We start from the raw sequence: 17,937 nt of genomic DNA, 5'->3' as shown, positions 1-17,937 counted from the left end.
CTTGCCGGACAGCGGTCACGTCTACGTATGGACGACCGAATCGCGTCGGTCCTCGAAGCCGCGTTCCCCGAACGCGAAGTAGAAGAGGTCGGGGAGACCGGTCCCTCGTGGAACGAGAAAAATCGGACGGTAAGAGTCGATTTCGAGGACGAGACGAGCATCTATCTGAAGATAGCGACCGACGGCGACGGCTCCCGAGTCGCCCGCGAGACGGCCACGATTTCGTACGTCGGCGAAAACTCCGACGTGCCGGTACCGACGATTCTGGCGAGCGAAGTCGAAGGGGCGATTCCCTACCTCGCCACCGCACCCGTCGATGGAAAGAACTTGCTGGAAGTCGGCTCTGGCTGGACCGCCACGCCCGCCGTCGCTCGGCAGGTCGGGCGCGCACTCGCGGAACTGCACTCGCTTCGCTTCGAACAGCACGGACACGTGTTCGGTGGCGACGAGAAGGGCCTCGAACTCGACACTGGCACGTGGACAGAGATTCTCCTCGACAAACTCGAAGACAAGCGAGAACTCGCGCCCGCGAACCACTTCGAACACCACTTCGACGAGGTCAGAGAAGCGGTCGAAGCTAACCGCGAACTGCTGGACGAAGCACCAGCCACGTTGCTCCACGGCGACCCGGCACGCCCGAACTGTTTTCAGGAGACCGTTAGCAAGGACGCCGGCCGCGCAGACCCGCGCGTCGGCTTCCTCGACTGGGAGATAGCGCACGTCGGCGACCCAGTTCGGGAACTCCGGCGCACGCGGAGCTACTTGGCCGAACCGCTGGATGCGGAGACGTACGAAGATGTTGCCGACGCCTTCCGCGACGGCTACCGTGAGCGCGCTGGTGGACTTCCGGACGGCTACGACGACCGGCTACCCGTCTACGACGCCGTCGTGTTCCTCAGCAAGTCCACGTATCTCGACAACTGGAAGGAGTACGCCGACGCCTCAACCGCGGAGCTGAAGGCGTGGCTTCGAACGGAGATGCGACGACGACTCGACAAAATATCGTAGTTCGGGTCTACTCGCCGACGCCCTCTAAGCCGCCGGTCACGAGTACCGGGCGGTCTGCCTGCAGGATGACCGACTGGGAGACGCTCCCGAAGATGGCCTTTCCGGCGGGCGAGCGGCGACGGCCACCCACGCAGATGCAGTCGGCGTCGGTCGATTCTGCGAGTTGGAGGATGGACGCGGCCGGTTCGCCGCTCTGCTCTTCGAGTTTCGTCTCGATTCCGGCCTCCTCCAGTCGCTCCTGTGCGCGTCTGACCGCGCCGATTTGGGTCGCAGAGGCTCCGTCGGGGTTGTCGGTGAACACGTGAACCAACGTCACCGCCACGTCCTCTGCGGCGTGTGGCAGGTTCTCGATGGCTTGTGCTTGTCTTCGAGCGCGCTCTGTATCCTCGTCTACGGCCACGACGACGTGGTACATGCCAGTACGATGGATAGAATCCGCCTTAGCTGTTCTCCCTGTTTCCCACTTCCTCGGAATCGAGGTTTCGAGAGACGTAGACGACGAGTCCGAGTAGGACGCCGAGTCCGAGACCGATGGTCACCATCCCGTAGACGGCCAAGTTGAGTGCGGTCGGCTGAAGCTCGACGACGCCGAGCAGTTTCACGGTCGTCATGTCCTCGGGACCGAACGCGCCGAACAGTGCGCCAGCCGTCCCCGCGAACGCGACGATGAGCGCGTAGAGGCCGACGACGAGCGACCGCCCGCGAAGCGTTTCCGTCACAGTCGGTGGTTGGGAGACGCCAAGGATTAGCCTTTTCATCCGGCTATTCCTAGGTCCACTATGACCGAGAAAGACCTCCTCGCGCTCATCTTGGGCGGACTTGCGCTTCTGATGTTCTCTATGGGTATCATTCTGGCAGTGACGTGATTGCGCGGTAGAGTCGCGGGGTGAGGGGTGAATCGCTGGCTGGACAACCGGAGCTATTGATGGCCGGACAACTATTACGAGCGGGACTGAAAGGGGTCGGTCACCCTCACTTCGTTCGCGTGACTACCACACGCCTCCCCACCCGACTGCGGTCCTCGATTTCGAAAGACGCGACACGTCGCGTCTTTCGAGCTTTGGTCTCTGCGGATGCAATCCGCAGATCAGCGAGACGCGAAGCGTCTCGCAAGTCTCGTCCCTCGCGCGCGCCGGTCCAAGATGATGAATGGTGAGCAACTGCGTTCCTGTCTAGACGAACGTATCCAAACTCATTTGCCCGAACCCAAATTAACTTTCAGCATGATTTCCGTTAGAGTGAAATCCGAACCCATCAAAGTGGGAGACATGAGCGCAGATTCACAGCAGCAGTCGATTCGCTGTCTCGTCGCCAAGGTCGGACTCGACGGCCACGACCGAGGTGCCCACGTCATCGCACGGGCGTTCCGCGACGCAGGGTTCGAAGTCGTCTACTCTGGGCTTCACAACGCGCCGGACGAAATCGTCCAAGCCGCCGTCCAAGAGGACGTGAACGTGCTCGGCATCTCTATCCTCTCCGGTGCCCACAATACGCTGGTTCCGAAGATCATCGACGGTCTCAAAGAGTACGACGCGTTCGAGGACACGCTCGTCCTCGTCGGCGGCGTCGTCCCCGACGACGACAAGGAGGAACTCAAGGAGATGGGCGTCGCCGAGGTGTTCGGGCCCGGCACGCCGATGGAAGAGACCATCGAGTTCGTCCGCGAGAACGCTCCCGAGCGATGAACGCCGACGGCGCACACGCTGACTTGGTCGAAGAGTTACTGGCGGGCAAGCACCGCGCACTGGCGCGGGTCATCACTAAAATCGAGAACCGCGCGCCGGGCTATCGAGAACTGGTCTCGCAACTCCACCAGCACACGGGCGACGCAGAGGTCATCGGCATCACTGGCAGTCCCGGTGCCGGAAAATCGACCTTGGTGGACAAGATGGCGAATCGCTACCGCGAGCGCGGCGAGACGGTGGGTGTCATCGCGGTAGACCCCTCCTCGCCGTTTACCGGTGGTGCAGTGCTGGGCGACCGCATCCGCATGGCGAGCAACGTTGGCGACATGGACGTGTTCTTCCGGTCGATGAGCGCGCGTGGCCACCTCGGCGGTCTCTCGACGGCGACGACCGACGCGGTGAAAGCCCTCGACGCCTTCGGCAAGGACAAAATCATCATCGAGACCGTGGGCGCTGGCCAGAACGAGATAGACATCGTGAAGACCGCCGACACGGTCGCAGTGCTGGTTCCGCCGGGGAGCGGTGACAACGTCCAGATGCTCAAGGCGGGCATCCTCGAAATCGGCGACGTGTTCGCGGTGAACAAAGCCGACCTGGACGGCGCAGACCAGACCGTCCAAGAACTCCGCGAGATGATTCACATGCGCGGGACCGCAGGAAGCGGGATGGCGAGTTCAGGTCATCACGGCAACGCAGGTGGCAGTGACCGGATGAAAGGTGGAGCCGGTGACGAGGGCGACGGCGAGGACGGCGAAGACGAATACGACTGGGAACCGCAGGTCGTGGAGACGATTGCGAAGGAGGGCGAAGGCGTCGAAGAATTCCTCGGAGTGCTCGCAGACCACTACGAATATCTGGAGGAGTCTGGACTGTTGGAGACTCGCGCCCAGACGCGCTATGCCGAGGAGATTCGGACGCTCCTGCGCAACGACGTGAGCGCACTGATGGAAGACGAAATCGAAGCGCAGGGCGGCATCGAGAAGATGGCCGACCGCGTATTGGAGCGGGAAACTGACCCCTACTCTGTCGCAGACGATGTGCTGAAACCGCTTCGGGACTGTCTGGAAGAACAGTAACCGCGGATTACACCAGTTCGAGCGTCTCTTCGTCGCTTCCGTCCAGTCGTTCTGGCGTCTCCGAGACTAACTTTTGCTCGGCGGACTCGATGTGCTCGCGCGTCTCCGTCGGTGACAACTCTACCTGTTCGGCGACTTCTGCTTCCGTCGCCTCTTGTGGCCACTCGTAGTAGCCTGAGGAGTCCGCCGCGTCGAGTACGTCCTGTTCGGCGTCGTTCAGTTCGTCACTGACGACTTCCTCGTGGTCTCGGTGACTGAACAGTTGCGTCCGATACTGCTGTTCGGTCTTCGAGACGAGTTCGGCTTCCGGGTGTTCGTCGAGGAACTGCTCGACGATCGCGTCGGCGTCCGTATGCGGAGGAATCTCGGCGACGATGCGGCCTTCGCCGTTCTCGCTCTCGATAGTTCGACAGAGCGCCCCCTGCTCTCCCAAAAACACGGCGGGACAGTTGTCGCCGACCACGAACTCGAAGGTCAGCCTCTCGTCGCCTTCGTGGAGGAGTTCGGCATCGACGCTTCCGTGTTCGTCCGCCGCTTCGAGGATGCTCTCGGGGTTGGCGTCCTCGACGTTGAAGAACTCTGCGTAACCGTCTTCGCCGCGCGGGATAATCTCTTCGAGCGACATCCGACACGCTTCGAGCGCAGACGCCCCCACGAACGGATACTCCGGGTTCGAAAGCGCGAACTCGACCTCGACGAACGCCTCGGTCGTGGAAACGCGTTTCCGTACAGCCACGGCAATTTCTTGAGACTCAAGGTCCTTGATGGTACTCCTTTACAATGTAAATTTCACGGGTAAATCGGGTGGGTCCAGTCGCGGCGTCGTGAGGCCCGGCACCTATCGGGAGCGTCACTTGTCGCTGCTGAGCCGAGATGCCGAAGAAAACACACCGCAAAACGATTCGAAACTCGAAAATCCGATTACAGCCCGCTCTCGAAGTCGTCGAGCGAGTAGGCCGGTTCCGCACCGCGGCGGTCGAGCGTCTCGTTGGCCAGCAGCCAGTAGACGACCGACAGCGCTTTTCGACCCTTGTTGTTCGTCGGGACGACGAGGTCCACGTTGCTCGTGGAGTTGTTGGAGTCACACATCGCGATGACCGGGATGCCCACCGTGATGGCTTCCTTCACTGCCTGTGCGTCACCGATGGGGTCGGTGACGACCAGCACGTCCGGCTCGATGTAGCCTTCGTACTTGGGGTTGGTCAGCGTGCCAGGGATGAAGCGGCCGGTGCGGGCGCGTGCGCCCACGGCGTCGGCGAACTTCTCGGCCGGGAACCGACCGTACTGGCGCGAAGACGTGACCAGAATCTGCTCGGGACTGTAGTTGGCGAGGAAGTCCGCGGCGGTGCGGATTCGCTCGTCGGTCTTCGAAACGTCGAGGACGTACAGACCGTCGGTGCGGACGCGGTGGATGAACCGCTCCATGTCCTGGGTCTTCTGCTGGGTACCGATGTGGACACCAGCGCCGAGGTAGTCCTCGACGGGAATGAGGAGGTCGGCCTCCTCCTGGTTCTCCATCACGTCTTCGTCGAGGTTCGGTCCCTCGTCTTCGGTTGCTGTGTCGTCAGCCTCGTCTGCCACGTCCTCGTCGGGATCGACCGACGGTTCCGCGCCAGCCTCGCCTGCGTCCGGCTCGGGGTCGATCTCCGATTCGGCGGCGTCGAGGCCTTCCTCTTCTACCTGTTCGCTTTCGTTGTCGCTCATAGTCGGGATACGTTCTGCTCGATTCGGATGAGCTCGTTTAGTTTGGCGGTTCGCTCACCGCCGACCGCGCCCGTCTTGATGTAGGGCGCGTCGGTGGCGACGGCGAGGTGTGCGATGGTCGTGTCCTCGGTCTCTCCACTGCGGTGGGAGATAACCGGCTCGTAGCCGTTCTCGACGGCCAGTTCGACGGCGTCGAAGGCGTCTGAGAGCGTGCCTATCTGGTTGGGTTTGACGAGGATGCTGTTTGCGGCACCGTCGTCGATGCCCGTCTGGAGTCGCTCGACGTTGGTGACGAACAGGTCGTCACCGCAAATCAAGGTCTTCTCGCCGACCTTCTCCGTGAGGTCGGCGAAGCCAGCGTAGTCGTCTTCGTCCAGCGGGTCCTCGACGTAGACGAGGTCGTACTCGTCCACGAGGTCCGCGACGTACTCGACTTGCTCGTCGGTGTCGCGGGTCGTGTCCTGATAGACGTACTCGCCGTCCTCGAACAACTCGGCACCGGCCATGTCGAGGCCGAACCGAATCTCGAAGCCGAACTCGTCGGAGACGGCGTCGGTGGCTTCCTCCATCAGTTCGAACGCTTCCGCGTCGTCGATGGATGGTGCCCACGCGCCCTCGTCGCCTTTGCCTGCGGCGACTCCGCGCTCGTCCAGCAGGTTGTGGACCTTCTGGTGGACCGCGGCGTTGGCAAAGACCGCTTCTTGGACGCTCGGCGCGCCGATAGGCGCGGCGAGGAACTCCTGAATCGCCGTGGCGTCGGCGGCGTGTTCGCCGCCACCGATGACGTTGCCCAGCGGCGTCGGGAACGAGTCCCCTCGGAACGCACCGCCGAGGTGCTGATAGAGGGGTGCGCCCAGAACGTCCGCAGCGGCCTTCGATGCGGCCATGCTGATGGCGACGGCGCTGTTTGCGCCGATTTCCGAGAAGTCGTCCGTACCGTCGGCCGCGCGAAGCGCGCGGTCCACGTCTCGCTGGTCGCCGACGAACACCTGCCCCTCAAGTCGGGGGACTGCGTGTTCGCGAGCGCTAGCGATTGCCTCGTCGGGGTCGAGTTCGATGGCTTCGTACTCGCCGGTCGAAGCACCGCTCGGTGCGGCCGCACGACCGAAGCCGCCGCTCTCGGTGAGTACGTCGGCCTCGACGGTCCGGTTACCGCGCGAGTCGAGTACCTGCCGGAGTCGAACGGCTTCGACCAGCGTCATTGCTCACCTCGACGCACCGTGAACGGGAGCACTTCTGCGTCGTACTCCTCGGCCGCGATGAGGATGGGTTCGGACTGGTCGGTCTCGACCAGCACGGGCGCTCCGTACGAAATCTGGAGCGCGCGTGCCCCCAGAATGCGTGCCTTCTCGTACCGTGAGTAGCGTTTCTGAGCCATTACTGGTATGGGGAGACGATGTCGACGAGGTCTTTGTGCGAGACGAGCATCCGGCGACAGCACTGCCGTTCGACGCCGAGTTCGTCGAGGACCTTCTCCGGGTCCTCGTCGCCCTCCTTCGTCTCGGCACGTGCCTTGAACTCTTCCCAGTACTCCCCGACGACGTTACCGCACGTGAAACAGCGGACGGGTACCATCATGGTTCAGCGCACCTCCGAAAGCGGGTTTCCTGCCATGTGAATCACCGGTAAGACTTCTGGTAGCGGGCGCGAGCACCGGGGCCGCCCCACTTCTTGGGTTCGGAACGCCGCGAGTCGTTGACCAGCAGCGAACGGTCGAACTCGATGAACGAGTCACGGAGTTCGGCGTCGTTCGTGTGCTGGACGAGTCCTCGTGCGATGGCGGTTCGGACGGCGTCTGCCTGTCCGCTGATGCCGCCACCTTCGACCGAAACGTCCACGTCCACCGCGTCGCGGCGGTCGTCGCCAGCGATGCGGAACGGTTCAAGCATCTTCAGACGTGAGACTTCCGGTTCGACGAGTTCGACTGGTTGGGAGTTGATTCGTACGCGACCCTCGCCCTCGGACACGGTCGCGCGGGCGATGGCCGTCTTCTTCTTACCGCTGGTGTTCGTTACCATGTGACGTTAGCACCCAGTTTTTCGCTCACTTCGCCCAGTTGGACGAAGCGGATGTTCGAAAGTCGGTCCAGCGACGTCCCGTCGAGGACTTCGCCGTCCTCGTCGTACGGGTTGCCGACGTAGACGCGGACGTTCTCGAACGCCTCGCGGCCGTCGGTCTCCTTGTAGGGGACCATGCCACGGATGGATCGCTTGAAGATGCCGTCCGGGCGTTTCGGATAGTACGGTCCGCTGTCGGAGCCGAGGTTGGCTCGCGTCTCGAACTTCTCGAACACGTCGTCCTCGTCGCCGGTGATGATGGCATCTTCGGCGTTGACGACTGCGATACGTTCGCCGTCCATCGCGCGCTGTGCGACGTTGCTGGCCACGCGACCGAGGATACAGTCACGGGCGTCCACGACTACGTCTACTTCGAATTCTGCGAGACTCATCGAATCACCCTCACGTTGGACCCCTCGGGATTCTCTTCGAGAATCTGTTCGAGGTCGAGGACTTCGCCGTCCGCTTGTTCGATCTTCGTCTCCGCGGTCGAAGAGAAATCGACTGCGGCGACGGTAACGTTCTTTTGCAGGATTCCGCTCCCGAGTACCTTGCCGGGCACGACGACGGTCTCGTCTTCCTCTGCGTATCGCTCGATGCGACCGAGGTTGACCTCCGCGTACGTGCTGCGAGGCTTTTCGAGGCGGTCCGCGACAGTACTCCAAACGTCGGCGTCCGAACTGCGGGACTCCGACTTCAAGTCAGCGATGAGACTGTTGAGCCTCGGATTCGTCTTGCTCATAGTACTTCCTCCTGATGAGAATTGAAATTGCAGTGCAGGGAGCAGGATTTGAACCTGCGGACTCCTACGAGACAGCGCCCTGAACGCTGCGCCGTTGGCCAAACTTGGCTATCCCTGCACGTAGAACACACGTGCGTCCAGTCGTGGGCACTTCGCCCCGTCTGGGCAACTGTGTGTTGTGGGTGGCACTTGAAACCACTTTCGGTCTGCCATGCCTCCGTCTGTCGAATTCCCGCGGAGTCTGGCGACTCTTCGGGGGAGGCGAGCGCCGTGAAGTGGTTCGAAGTGCCCTGCATGGTTCTATAGCTGTACTGCTTCTTCGAGTTCGAAGGCGCGGTCACCGAGCGAATCGACCGCTTCCGTGACCAGTTCGTCTACCGACAGCGAGCCGTCGGTTTCGACGTGGAACACGAACGCGTTCGAAACGTCGTGGACTTCCAGTTCCTTGTCGGGGAAGCGGTTGGTGAGGTCGTGGTCGAACTCCTCCGTGGGGACGAGTTCGCCGTCGTCCTCGATGACGCCGCGGAGGATTTCGGTCTCCTCCTCGTCGTACTCGTCGCGGTCCCCGACGACCTCCACCTGCTGGAGGTGTCGGTAACTGACGGCCACGCCGCCCTGGTGTTTGGCGTGGTCTTTGCCGTTCGAGAGAACGGCGTCAGCTTCCAACTCGATGCGCTGGTCGTCCTTCAAGTCGATGATGGGGACGTTGTCGTCGGCCGGCTGGACCATCTCGTCGGAACTGACGAGGTCGCCCGAGTAGGCCGTTCCCGGTCCCTCCACGTCGAGGCTGAGCGTCACCGTGTCGCCCTCCTCGAACTCGTCGAGTGGGGTCGTCAACGGCACCAGGCCGAGTCGCAGGCCGATCTGCTCGTCGAACATGACCGACGAATTCTCGACGACACGAATGGTGTCGACCGAGAGCGTCGGTACGTCGGCGATGATGGCTCGGCGGATGCCGTTGGCGAACGCCGGGGTTACGCCCTGCACGAGGAACCGAGACTCTCGGTCCCCGCGTTCGATGAACTCGACGTCGAACTGTTCGGTCATGGTGATGTGTTAGAATCCGCTCTTGCCCTTGGGCGCGCGAGTGCCGTCGTGCGGGATGGGGGTCACGTCTTCGATGCGGCCGATTTCGAGTCCGGCGCGAGCGAGTGCGCGAATCGTCGCCTGCGCACCCGGACCGGGGTTCTGCTGGAGATTGCCGCCGGGACCTCGCACGCGAACGTGGACGCCCTCGACGCCAGCGGCCTTGACCTCTTCCGCGACCGTCTCGGCCATCTGCATGGCCGCGTACGGCGAGGACTCGTCGCGGTTCTGCTTGACGACGGTCCCACCGCTAGACTTCGCGATGGTCTCGGCACCGGTCTGGTCGGTGACCGTGATGATGGTGTTGTTGAACGATGCGTGAACGTGGGCGATGCCCCAGATTTCTTCGTTGTTGTCGCTCATTCGTTACCCTCCGCGCGTTCCGGATGTAGTTCGTCCGCGAGTGGACTGTTCTCGGCGAACTGGACGGTGTCCTGCTCGGCGACGTCGATTTTGGCAGACGGTGCCTGCACGCGGCGACCATCGACCGTGACGTGTCCGTGCGTGACGAACTGTCGAGCCTGCTGTGGCGTGTTGCCGATGCCGTTGCGGTACGCGACCGTCTGGAGACGACGCTCCAGCACGTCGGTCACGTCGAGCAGCAGCACGTCGTCGAGACTGTCGCCGTCGTTGAGGACGCCGATGCGCTTCAGACGGGAAACGAACTCCTCGCCCTCTGCTTCGGTTTCCTCGGCGTCGCCTTGTGCTCGCTGTGCGAGGATGTTTCGGGCTTCACGACGGTAGTCACGAAGCTCACTCTGGGCGCGCCAGAGTTCCTCTTTGTTCTTCAGACCGTAGCGGTCAAGGAGGCTGGCTTCCTCGGAGATACGCTCGCCCTGGAACGGGTGATTCGGCGTCTCGTATGCCTTCGTGTTTTCACCAAGTGCCATTATTCGTCATCCTCCTCTTCCGCGGCCGCTTCTGCGGCCTGCTCTTCTTTGATTTCCTCGACGTTGACGCCGATGGTGCCCTCGGTACGACCCGTCGAACGGGTACGCTGACCGCGGACCTTCTGACCGCGCTTGTGACGGACTCCCTTGTAGGAGTCGATCATCTTCATCCGGTTGATGTCCTGGCGACGAGACATGTTCAGGTCGTTGCCGGTCTCGTGCGTGGACTCGCCGGAGAAGTAGTCGTTGCGGTGGTTAGTAAGCCATTCTGGGACCTCGTCGGCGAAGGTTTCGACGGCCTCGACAACCGAGTCGATTTCGTCGTCTTCGAGCCGACCGAACGTTGCCGTGCGGTCTACACCGGCCTTCTCGGCGACGATGCGGGCCGCTCGGCGACCGATCCCGTTCATCTCGGAGAGGGACCGTTCGACCGACTTCGTCCCATCGAGGTCAGTTTGCCCGATGCGGACGAAGTATCGAAGGTCTTCGTCGTCCTCCTGTGGTTGTTCCGAACTCATGTTTTGCTACGTGGTTGAAAGCGTCGAGGGAGGGATTCGAACCCTCGAGGCTTGACGCCACAGAGTTAGCAACCCTGCGCCGTGGGCCAGACTAGGCTACCTCGACATGCTTGCATTTACTGTCGCCCTCCCGGACTCGGGACACGGCGTCCCTACAGGTGTGCAACTCAACGTACCCGCGGGTAGTATTTAAACGTCACGAAACGGTAGCCTGCGCGTGATTTAGTGCCACCCAGCGACGAGGGAAAACGCAGATTCAGGCTTCGATGTACTTGTCGTTGATTTCCCACTCGCCGTCGTCGCCGCGAATCATGTACTCGCCGTAGTACGGAACCCGGTTTGCGACCGTCTCGCGGAACGTTTCGCGAATCTCGTCTTTCGTCATTTCGCCCATCGAGCGGAGGTCGTCGTTACGGTTCAGACAGCCCTTGAGGTATCCCTCGTGCGTGACGCGCACGCGATGGCAGTTCGCACAGAAGCTTTCGTTCTCGACCGGATCTACGATTTCGACCATGCCACTCTCCGAGGTGTCATCCGCTCCATGGCCATGCCGTTCCGCTTCGAGGCCCTCACTCGCTTCGCTCGTTTGCGTCTCGCTAATCCAATATCGACGCCGACCGTGCATCTCGCGTCGCTCGATGCGGTCGGCTTGCTCTTCGAGCCAGTCGTGGACGCGCTCGATGTCGATGGCCCACTCGGGCTTGCCGGTTAGTTCGGGCATGTACTCGATGAGTTGGAGTTGAAGCCCGTCGTTTTCCGCGACGTGGTCGACCATCTGTGGGACGTAGCCCGCCGTCTTCTCGAAGACGACCATGTTCAGCTTCACGGGGTCGAGTCCAGCGTCCAAAGCGGCTTCGACGCCCTCTATCACCTTGTCGTACGCGCCCGTCTTCGTCACCTCGGCGAACGCCTTCGGGTCGAGTGCGTCTTGGGAGACGTTCACCCGTGATAGGCCCGCCTCGACCAACTCCTCGGCTCTTCCCGGCAAGAACGTCCCATTCGTCGTCAACGAGACCTCCATCTCGTCGGGCGTCCGGCGAATAATCTCCTCCAAGTCGCCCCGAAGCATCGGCTCACCTCCGGTGAATTTCACCTTCTCGACGCCGAACTCGCGGGCGACTTCCAAGAAGCGGACGACTTCGTCGGCAGTCATCTCATCGTCCTGCGGGTCCATCGGTCCCCGCGTGTCCCCCAACCCCTCGTTGTGGCAGTAGACGCAGTCGAAGTTACACCGGTCGGTGAGCGAGACCCGAACGCCGGTGACTTCGCGCCCGAAATCGTCCTCCAGCATGGACCAAACTTTCACCTACGACTTCTTAAACTCGTGGGAGCATAGCACGCTCACGTAACCAAATACGGTTACGTCTGCCTAGGTAGCCGACAAGTTCCGGCTACGCACCGGCCACTCCACCCTTCACAAGTCTTATCGACACGTCCGACCCTACTCGCCAACATGAACGAATCAGAGGTACGCGACCTACTCCGAGAGGTCGAGGACCCCGACCTCGGCGAGGACATCGTCTCGCTGAACCTCGTCAACAGCATCGCTGTCGAGGACGAAACCGCTTCTATCTCGCTGGCACTCGGCGCACCGTACTCGCCGCACGAAACGCAGATTGCCAACCAAGTGCGCGAAGTTCTCTCCGAACACGGCCTCGAAGCCGACCTCTCCGCTCGCGTCCCGAGCGACCGCTCGGACGACGAAGAGGTACTCCCGAACGTCAAGAACATCATCGCCGTTGCGTCCGGAAAGGGCGGCGTCGGCAAATCGACCGTCGCGGTCAACATCGCCGCGGGACTCTCGCAACTCGGTGCCCGCGTCGGTCTCTTCGACGCCGACGTGTACGGCCCGAACGTCCCGCGGATGGTAGACGCCGACGAAGTACCGAAGGCGACGAAGGACGAGACGATGATTCCGCCCGAGAAGTTCGGCGTGAAACTGATGAGCATGGCCTTCCTCGTCGGCGAAGACGACCCCGTCATCTGGCGCGGCCCGATGGTCCACAAAGTCCTGACCCAACTCTGGGAAGACGTGGAGTGGGGAAGCCTCGACTACATGGTCGTAGACCTCCCACCGGGAACTGGCGACGCGCAACTCACGCTCCTCCAGAGCGTCCCCGTCACGGGCGCAGTCGTCGTCACGACTCCCCAAGAGGTCGCCATCGACGACGCCCGCAAGGGACTGCGGATGTTCGGCCGCCACGACACCAACGTCCTCGGCATCGCCGAAAACATGGCGACGTTCAAATGCCCCGACTGTGGCTCCGAACACGACATCTTCGGCCGCGGCGGGGGCGCACAGTTCGCCGAGGAGAACGGCATGCCGTTCCTCGGTTCGATTCCTATCGACCCCAGCGTCCGCACCGGCGGCGACGAGGGCAAACCCATCGTCCTGGACGAGGACAGCGACACAGGGAACGCCTTCCGTGTACTGACAGAGAACGTCGCGAACAACACAGGCGTGGTCAAGCGCCGCGAGCAACAGTAGCCATGTCGGATGACGGAAATGCGGACGCGTTCGAACCAGACGTAGACCGCGTGCAGACACTCAGAGAAATCGGCGACGACATCCGCGGCGAGAGTTCCGAGAGCAAGATGGTCGCCGCGATTCTGTATCGTATCAGTGATTTGTACGACCCAAAAGAAGAAACGTCGCCGCGCGACATCTATCTGAATATGCGCGAGATTATCCGGACGAGAGAGTCGTAGCTTAGCGGAGTTTCAGAACGACGAGTGCGGCCCCGACGAAGGCGACAGCAAGATAGGCTATCGGGATGTTCTGAATCTCGTACCCGCCACTCACCTTTTCCCCGAAGCTTTGCCTGACGCTATCGTTTTCGTATTGGTAGTGGTCGTCCATCCAGGTCGGCCGAACCGGGTCGTACGACCGGTCCCACGTGGAAGTGTCCTTTCCTGCCTGCCCTACGAATTCGACTTGGTCGAGTGCGCCGTCCTTGGAAGTGAGGTTGCCAGTGAAGAGCCGTGCCTCGCCTGCTACCTTCGTGCCAGGCTTTTCGTTGAGCTTGACCGTGATTGTTCGCGTGTCTCCCGGGCGAACCGAAGCGGCTCTGTGTCTACCGTCCGTTTCCGTCGTGTGGACGAACAGCTTCGTGCTGTAGATTTGGTCGGATGGATTGACGAGTGTGATGTCTGCGACCGTCGCTGGCTCACCGCGGGTCGTTCCGTTTCGAAGGGTGACATTTTCTATGTGAGTGACGGGGACGTTACCGGTGTTACTCGTGTTGATGTCTCGAGTGAAGTTGAGGTACGTGGTGTTCCCGTAGGTCGAGAATCTAATTGTGTGCTTGTCTTGATTGACGTTGATACCGGACGTGATGTTGATTGTCTTTTTCCCCGTTTCACCCTGGTCTAATCTGAGTCTTGGCTGATAGATTGTTTCACCATCTACTTCGATAGAGTAGCCTGTCGCCACATTTTCGTATTGACTGTTGCTTTGATATTGAATCACAATATTTGACCTATTTTCGTAGTGCTTCACGTGATAGACGATATTATCGCTACTAGTCACTTTGACTGAATTCGCCATATTTCCTCCCGATGTGCCAAAATCTGCAGTTGCTCCTATAGTCATAGACGTAAGCAGTAGTATTGCAATAGTCCCTGTCGTCGATATACTCGAATTCATGATATAGTAGATATTTATTTACCTTGTTTATTTCCTTTGATTCTACTTCCTACAACGAAGATTTTGTGGACACTGACTTTCCTCATCCTCCTGCGTGAGTTTGCTGCGAATCTCGCCTCTTCTCACAGCATCTCCTGATGAGTACCGTTCGGTATTTGATTCGACACGACGCACTGTCGTATCCTGCTTTGCACTGTAGTAGCGCTTGACGAAATCACCGCGAATCGTCGCAGAGGTTTCCACCACATCGCTCGCGTTTTCGTAGTACGATGCTTTGTACCGCCTTGTTCCATTACTCTTGACCAGAATCCATTTTGTCGAAGTAACGGTCTCACCCATCCGCCACTCGTCGGAAAGACTGGCCTGCTTTCTCGCCATCATTTTCCGCCCGGCCTGCTGTCTTGCTTGCCACTCGTACTGCGCTGGTTGGACTAATACGTCACGTCCAACCTGATGACGAGTGACGGTTTCAGTGTAACTGGTCTTCCACTCAACTTCGTATCTCGATTCGTATTCTGCGTTCTCGGTCTTGACACGCCGCGACTGCCCAGTGTAGTCGTGACTCGAATCGAACTTCGAGAGCGCCCAGTACGTGTTTGTCTTAGTAACGTAGTACGTGTACGATTCAGTCGTCGTGTACGTGTACGATTCTACCGTGTAGTAGGTGTACTCTTCTGTCGTGGTGTAACACCCGAATCTGAGACTACAGTGTTCTATCGTGCGAGTGCCCGTGTGTTTGACTCTGTAACTCCGGGTGTGAGTTACGGTTCTCGTTCCCGTCTTTTCGACTCGGTAATCGTACTCGTACTTTCGTTCAGTCTGGTACTCTGCCGGGTCAACGACTACGCGTTTCGTTTGACCAGTGGCTTCACCGTTCCAGACGCTTCCGTCGCGCCACGCAGATTTCATCTGTTGCTCTGGACCGAACCAGTCTGAACTCGTTCGTGTCCGCGTTTTCTGTACTTGGGCAGTTCCTTTATCGTACCAATCCGAGGCCGATTCGAGGAATGCGTTCTTCATCCTCTCGTTCCGGAAGTTCTTCGTCTCGGGTCGATATTCTGCGTCGCTAACCTTCACACGCTTTTCGAGGACGTATTCTGTCTCCTCTCGTTCTTCTTTGACTTGATACCCTTGTCGAAGGTATTGTATCCGCGTCTGTGGAGATTTCGCCACGACCTCGTCCAGTTGTGGCTCTTCTATGGTGTAGGTCAGATTCTCGACTGTGACGTTCGTCCAGTACTCGCCATCCTCCACCAGAACGTCGGGTTCTGGGAAGTCGATTGTCGTTTTCTTCCGCTCGTTTTTCTTGTTGGTGACTGTAATCGACGGTAGTTTACTGCCCGGAGATAGTTCCGATGCCGGAATTTCGATGATACCCACGTATCTACGCGGACTTTCGGTAGCGCCGGAGTGTCCTCGACTCGTCGTGTCTACTTTTCCCCAAGAGACGACTTCCGCTTGAGGATTCGAAACAGAGATTCCCAGTTTGAAGTCCTTCTCATACGTCTTCTTCGAGAAATCAAATGGAATCGTCCGTACTCGAACCTTGACAGTCTCGTTCGGGTAGTGAGGACCCTCCGAAATCACAGACTTCGACACGATGCGGGGTGGTAGATAGGCGAGGAAATCTAGATGATCCGTCGCAGAGCGGTTGTGACCGTCTTCGACGACTAGACTTGCATTCTCGTATGCAGAGAACTTCGCCGTCGAGTTGTCCGAGCGAAGTGGAGTTACTTCGTCGGTCCAGATGAATTTCAGATCAGTTCCATCCGGGTCGAATGAGTCGCTGACGTTGACGACCATCCCGTGTTCGCGGGTGATTATGTTATTGGTCCCATCGTTGACTATCTCCATTCTAATTTCTGGCTTGCTAGGTGTGACTTTAAGAATATCCCAAGCCGAAGACGATACTCGTTTATTTTCGAATTCATAGGATATGGCAGACTCAACATCGTATTCTCCAGGGAATTTCCCGGCCCAATAGCTATCGATTGTGAGCGTATCACTAACTTTGTTATATTCCTTCCCGCTGTAATGGGGTGCGGAGTTTATCTTTTTACTATCTGGATGTTGAGATTTCACTCTAGCCACCACTTTCTCCCTATCCACACCATTCAACTCGATCTTCAACACGTGATGTGCAGCATACCGCTCAGCATCGATGCGTGGGTGATACGAGTCCATTGGTCCGTTTACGAACTCAGACTTGACGATTTCCGGTTTCTTGACGGGTACAATCTTCCGACTCGTTCGAGTCGTTTGACCACGGCTGTCGGTAGCAACTACCGTGACACGGTACTCTTCGCCCGGCAGGAAATCGACCATCGAGAACTCGACGTTCTGTCGTCGGTCCATGTCCAATCGGTGTCGGCCGCGAAGACCACCGAACGAGGTTTCGACGACTCGGCCATCGACCAGCACGCGAACTTCTCGCAAATTCTCGTACTCGTCGAGAGCGGAAACGGCACCCGAAATGGCTCCGTATCGGTCCAGCGAGGTGAACGAGACGTTCGGACGCGGGTCTGCGACGACGGAGGTTTCGCCGTCTGGGAACGTTGCGATGTTCTGTGAGCCGTCGGTGTAGGTAACCACGGCGTAAAGTTCGTGGTCACCGGGCGACCAGGCGCGTGTCAGTTGCGTACCTCCGCCAACGGTTCCAGCGGCGTTCCGCCAGTCGATTGTTCTAATACGCCCCGAACCTGTATCGGTATCGAGCGAGTACGTCCCTCGGAGTGGCCTACTACCTGTAATTGTTCTCTCACCGCTCACGGTGGGTGAGTTTCGACTTGCGATGGTCCGTGGACTCGGACTTGGGGTCGGGTCGGGACTCGGCACCGGCTGCGAGGATTGCACAGACACCTGCACCGAATCGGTTTTGAATTGGCCGTCTACGTCGTACACCGTCGCAGTGACGGTACGCTCCCCCGGTGTCGGAAACAGTTTGTCTACTGTGTCTGTCGGCTGAGTCGCAGCGAGCGAGTGGTTTGCAACTTCGACCCCGCCTATCGTCCAAACGATGTAGTCGAGCGATGCTGACCCGGCATCGAGGTCCACAGTGTACGTCTCAGTGTCGCCCGCAGTCGATTGTGTGGGGCCAGAAAGTTCGATACTTGGTCGTTCTCCCGGTGAAACCTCGACGAAGAGGTGGTCCGAACGACGGTTTCCGTCGTCGTCGGTGACGGTCAGCGTCACTCGATAGGTGCCGACTTCGCTCGGTTCGAACGACGTCCTCGCACAGTCGGCGCAGTCTGGCGAGATGGTCACGTCGTTTGGCGTTCGAATCGTCCAGCGATACGCTTCGATAGCTCCGTCCGGGTCGAGTGACCCAGTCCCGTCGAGTAGTACCGTCGCCCCCTTCGAGACGCTTTGGTCGAGACCTGCGTCCGCGAGGGGACGCTCTCCTGTTGGAGCGGTGAGTCCGCTGACCGCAGTCGTTACGACGAGAAGGGTGAGAACCGCAACTGGAATCCGTGTCCACATCTCTGGCCTGAATTTGTCACGCTTTCCCTTATAAAATTACATAAA

General features: G+C 59.7%; 22 protein-coding genes and 2 tRNA genes. 5 read left to right on the top strand and 19 right to left on the bottom strand.

Annotated features, from left to right (window positions below; genetic code table 11):
- Window positions 1–27 precede the first annotated feature (27 nt).
- Window positions 28–1,008 carry a phosphotransferase family protein gene (locus F7R90_RS09970; RefSeq protein WP_158057300.1) on the top strand — a complete coding sequence of 327 codons (981 nt, stop codon included), beginning with the start codon at window positions 28–30 and terminating at the stop codon, window positions 1,006–1,008.
- Window positions 1,009–1,015: 7 nt separating this feature from the next.
- On the opposite strand, the gene F7R90_RS09965 is transcribed toward F7R90_RS09970, so the two are convergent.
- Window positions 1,016–1,423: a universal stress protein gene (locus F7R90_RS09965; RefSeq protein ID WP_158057299.1), complete on the bottom strand. Its 408-nt coding sequence runs from the start codon at window positions 1,421–1,423 to the stop codon at window positions 1,016–1,018.
- Between the two features lie 25 nt (window positions 1,424–1,448).
- Window positions 1,449–1,766, bottom strand: coding sequence for a DUF7520 family protein (locus tag F7R90_RS09960; RefSeq protein WP_192498275.1), 318 nt, complete (start codon window positions 1,764–1,766; stop codon window positions 1,449–1,451).
- Between the two features lie 510 nt (window positions 1,767–2,276).
- On the opposite strand from F7R90_RS09960, the gene F7R90_RS09955 reads away from it, so the two are divergent.
- Complete coding sequence (locus F7R90_RS09955; protein ID WP_158058887.1) at window positions 2,277–2,693, top strand: cobalamin B12-binding domain-containing protein; 417 nt, start codon at window positions 2,277–2,279, stop codon at window positions 2,691–2,693.
- Window positions 2,690–3,769, top strand: coding sequence for a methylmalonyl Co-A mutase-associated GTPase MeaB (meaB, locus tag F7R90_RS09950; protein ID WP_158057298.1), 1,080 nt, complete (start codon window positions 2,690–2,692; stop codon window positions 3,767–3,769). Before F7R90_RS09955 ends, meaB begins: the two co-directional genes overlap by 4 nt.
- Before the next feature lie 7 nt (window positions 3,770–3,776).
- Here the strand turns inward: meaB and F7R90_RS09945 are convergent, their stop codons facing one another.
- From F7R90_RS09945 to moaA, 15 genes are all read right to left on the bottom strand, one after another.
- Entirely contained in the window at window positions 3,777–4,505 is a 729-nt protein-coding gene (locus F7R90_RS09945; RefSeq protein ID WP_158057297.1) for a bacterio-opsin activator domain-containing protein, read from the bottom strand.
- 185 nt (window positions 4,506–4,690) lie between these two features.
- The gene (rpsB, locus tag F7R90_RS09940) at window positions 4,691–5,473 is read right to left on the bottom strand and encodes a 30S ribosomal protein S2 (protein ID WP_158057296.1); all 783 of its coding nucleotides are present in this window, start codon (window positions 5,471–5,473) and stop codon (window positions 4,691–4,693) included.
- Window positions 5,470–6,675, bottom strand: a complete 1,206-nt coding sequence (eno, locus tag F7R90_RS09935) for a phosphopyruvate hydratase (protein ID WP_158057295.1) — start codon at window positions 6,673–6,675, stop codon at window positions 5,470–5,472. Before eno ends, rpsB begins: the two co-directional genes overlap by 4 nt.
- On the bottom strand, window positions 6,672–6,851 hold the full coding sequence (locus tag F7R90_RS09930; protein WP_158057294.1) for a DNA-directed RNA polymerase subunit K: 180 nt from the start codon (window positions 6,849–6,851) through the stop codon (window positions 6,672–6,674). The genes eno and F7R90_RS09930 overlap by 4 nt, the downstream gene beginning before the upstream one ends.
- A complete protein-coding gene (locus tag F7R90_RS09925; protein WP_158057293.1) occupies window positions 6,851–7,051 on the bottom strand; it encodes a DNA-directed RNA polymerase subunit N in 201 nt (66 codons plus the stop codon). Before F7R90_RS09925 ends, F7R90_RS09930 begins: the two co-directional genes overlap by 1 nt.
- Window positions 7,052–7,092: 41 nt before the next feature.
- On the bottom strand, window positions 7,093–7,491 hold the full coding sequence (locus F7R90_RS09920) for a 30S ribosomal protein S9 (protein ID WP_158057292.1): 399 nt from the start codon (window positions 7,489–7,491) through the stop codon (window positions 7,093–7,095).
- Window positions 7,485–7,922: a 50S ribosomal protein L13 gene (locus tag F7R90_RS09915; protein ID WP_158057291.1), complete on the bottom strand. Its 438-nt coding sequence runs from the start codon at window positions 7,920–7,922 to the stop codon at window positions 7,485–7,487. The genes F7R90_RS09920 and F7R90_RS09915 overlap by 7 nt, the downstream gene beginning before the upstream one ends.
- The gene (locus F7R90_RS09910) at window positions 7,919–8,272 is read right to left on the bottom strand and encodes a 50S ribosomal protein L18e (protein WP_158057290.1); all 354 of its coding nucleotides are present in this window, start codon (window positions 8,270–8,272) and stop codon (window positions 7,919–7,921) included. The genes F7R90_RS09915 and F7R90_RS09910 overlap by 4 nt, the downstream gene beginning before the upstream one ends.
- Window positions 8,273–8,305: 33 nt before the next feature.
- Window positions 8,306–8,390, bottom strand: a tRNA-Leu gene (locus F7R90_RS09905).
- A gap of 182 nt (window positions 8,391–8,572) precedes the next feature.
- On the bottom strand, window positions 8,573–9,319 hold the full coding sequence (locus tag F7R90_RS09900) for a DNA-directed RNA polymerase subunit D (protein ID WP_158057289.1): 747 nt from the start codon (window positions 9,317–9,319) through the stop codon (window positions 8,573–8,575).
- Between the two features lie 9 nt (window positions 9,320–9,328).
- Window positions 9,329–9,721 (bottom strand): 30S ribosomal protein S11, encoded by a 393-nt coding sequence (locus tag F7R90_RS09895; RefSeq protein WP_158057288.1) that lies wholly within the window; start codon window positions 9,719–9,721, stop codon window positions 9,329–9,331.
- Window positions 9,718–10,248 carry a 30S ribosomal protein S4 gene (locus F7R90_RS09890; protein WP_158057287.1) on the bottom strand — a complete coding sequence of 177 codons (531 nt, stop codon included), beginning with the start codon at window positions 10,246–10,248 and terminating at the stop codon, window positions 9,718–9,720. The genes F7R90_RS09895 and F7R90_RS09890 overlap by 4 nt, the downstream gene beginning before the upstream one ends.
- Window positions 10,248–10,766 carry a 30S ribosomal protein S13 gene (locus F7R90_RS09885; protein ID WP_158057286.1) on the bottom strand — a complete coding sequence of 173 codons (519 nt, stop codon included), beginning with the start codon at window positions 10,764–10,766 and terminating at the stop codon, window positions 10,248–10,250. The genes F7R90_RS09890 and F7R90_RS09885 overlap by 1 nt, the downstream gene beginning before the upstream one ends.
- 21 nt (window positions 10,767–10,787) lie before the next feature.
- Window positions 10,788–10,872: transfer RNA gene (locus tag F7R90_RS09880), tRNA-Ser, on the bottom strand.
- Between the two features lie 150 nt (window positions 10,873–11,022).
- Window positions 11,023–12,057, bottom strand: coding sequence for a GTP 3',8-cyclase MoaA (gene moaA, locus F7R90_RS09875; protein ID WP_158057285.1), 1,035 nt, complete (start codon window positions 12,055–12,057; stop codon window positions 11,023–11,025).
- Window positions 12,058–12,219: 162 nt separating this feature from the next.
- Between moaA and F7R90_RS09870 the strand changes: the two genes are divergently transcribed.
- Window positions 12,220–13,254 (top strand): Mrp/NBP35 family ATP-binding protein, encoded by a 1,035-nt coding sequence (locus F7R90_RS09870; RefSeq protein WP_158057284.1) that lies wholly within the window; start codon window positions 12,220–12,222, stop codon window positions 13,252–13,254.
- Window positions 13,255–13,256: 2 nt separating this feature from the next.
- A complete protein-coding gene (locus tag F7R90_RS09865) occupies window positions 13,257–13,475 on the top strand; it encodes a hypothetical protein (protein ID WP_158057283.1) in 219 nt (72 codons plus the stop codon).
- Between the two features lies 1 nt (window position 13,476).
- Here the strand turns inward: F7R90_RS09865 and F7R90_RS22530 are convergent, their stop codons facing one another.
- Entirely contained in the window at window positions 13,477–14,358 is an 882-nt protein-coding gene (locus tag F7R90_RS22530) for a hypothetical protein (RefSeq protein ID WP_225741139.1), read from the bottom strand.
- Window positions 14,359–14,454: 96 nt separating this feature from the next.
- Window positions 14,455–17,892, bottom strand: coding sequence for a PKD domain-containing protein (locus F7R90_RS09855; RefSeq protein WP_225741138.1), 3,438 nt, complete (start codon window positions 17,890–17,892; stop codon window positions 14,455–14,457).
- Between the last annotated feature and the right edge of the window lie 45 nt (window positions 17,893–17,937).

It is taken from the genome of Halorussus halophilus (assembly GCF_008831545.1).
Lineage (GTDB): Archaea > Halobacteriota > Halobacteria > Halobacteriales > Haladaptataceae > Halorussus > Halorussus halophilus.
This window is presented reverse-complemented; position numbering and strand designations above follow the sequence as displayed.

What these genes read in the sequence shown, in the direction of transcription:
- meaB (WP_158057298.1), top strand. Translation starts at nt 2,690, where the DNA reads ATGAACGCCGACGGCGCACACGCTGACTTGGTCGAAGAGTTACTGGCG.
- F7R90_RS09915 (WP_158057291.1), bottom strand. Translation starts at nt 7,922, where the DNA reads ATGAGTCTCGCAGAATTCGAAGTAGACGTAGTCGTGGACGCCCGTGAC.
- F7R90_RS09855 (WP_225741138.1), bottom strand. Translation starts at nt 17,892, where the DNA reads ATGTGGACACGGATTCCAGTTGCGGTTCTCACCCTTCTCGTCGTAACG.
- F7R90_RS09925 (WP_158057293.1), bottom strand. Translation starts at nt 7,051, where the DNA reads ATGATGGTACCCGTCCGCTGTTTCACGTGCGGTAACGTCGTCGGGGAG.
- F7R90_RS09930 (WP_158057294.1), bottom strand. Translation starts at nt 6,851, where the DNA reads ATGGCTCAGAAACGCTACTCACGGTACGAGAAGGCACGCATTCTGGGG.
- eno (WP_158057295.1), bottom strand. Translation starts at nt 6,675, where the DNA reads ATGACGCTGGTCGAAGCCGTTCGACTCCGGCAGGTACTCGACTCGCGC.
- F7R90_RS09920 (WP_158057292.1), bottom strand. Translation starts at nt 7,491, where the DNA reads ATGGTAACGAACACCAGCGGTAAGAAGAAGACGGCCATCGCCCGCGCG.
- F7R90_RS09885 (WP_158057286.1), bottom strand. Translation starts at nt 10,766, where the DNA reads ATGAGTTCGGAACAACCACAGGAGGACGACGAAGACCTTCGATACTTC.
- F7R90_RS09960 (WP_192498275.1), bottom strand. Translation starts at nt 1,766, where the DNA reads ATGAAAAGGCTAATCCTTGGCGTCTCCCAACCACCGACTGTGACGGAA.
- F7R90_RS09965 (WP_158057299.1), bottom strand. Translation starts at nt 1,423, where the DNA reads ATGTACCACGTCGTCGTGGCCGTAGACGAGGATACAGAGCGCGCTCGA.
- F7R90_RS09955 (WP_158058887.1), top strand. Translation starts at nt 2,277, where the DNA reads ATGAGCGCAGATTCACAGCAGCAGTCGATTCGCTGTCTCGTCGCCAAG.
- rpsB (WP_158057296.1), bottom strand. Translation starts at nt 5,473, where the DNA reads ATGAGCGACAACGAAAGCGAACAGGTAGAAGAGGAAGGCCTCGACGCC.
- moaA (WP_158057285.1), bottom strand. Translation starts at nt 12,057, where the DNA reads ATGCTGGAGGACGATTTCGGGCGCGAAGTCACCGGCGTTCGGGTCTCG.
- F7R90_RS09970 (WP_158057300.1), top strand. Translation starts at nt 28, where the DNA reads ATGGACGACCGAATCGCGTCGGTCCTCGAAGCCGCGTTCCCCGAACGC.
- F7R90_RS09870 (WP_158057284.1), top strand. Translation starts at nt 12,220, where the DNA reads ATGAACGAATCAGAGGTACGCGACCTACTCCGAGAGGTCGAGGACCCC.
- F7R90_RS09890 (WP_158057287.1), bottom strand. Translation starts at nt 10,248, where the DNA reads ATGGCACTTGGTGAAAACACGAAGGCATACGAGACGCCGAATCACCCG.
- F7R90_RS09900 (WP_158057289.1), bottom strand. Translation starts at nt 9,319, where the DNA reads ATGACCGAACAGTTCGACGTCGAGTTCATCGAACGCGGGGACCGAGAG.
- F7R90_RS09895 (WP_158057288.1), bottom strand. Translation starts at nt 9,721, where the DNA reads ATGAGCGACAACAACGAAGAAATCTGGGGCATCGCCCACGTTCACGCA.
- F7R90_RS22530 (WP_225741139.1), bottom strand. Translation starts at nt 14,358, where the DNA reads ATGACTATAGGAGCAACTGCAGATTTTGGCACATCGGGAGGAAATATG.
- F7R90_RS09910 (WP_158057290.1), bottom strand. Translation starts at nt 8,272, where the DNA reads ATGAGCAAGACGAATCCGAGGCTCAACAGTCTCATCGCTGACTTGAAG.
- F7R90_RS09865 (WP_158057283.1), top strand. Translation starts at nt 13,257, where the DNA reads ATGTCGGATGACGGAAATGCGGACGCGTTCGAACCAGACGTAGACCGC.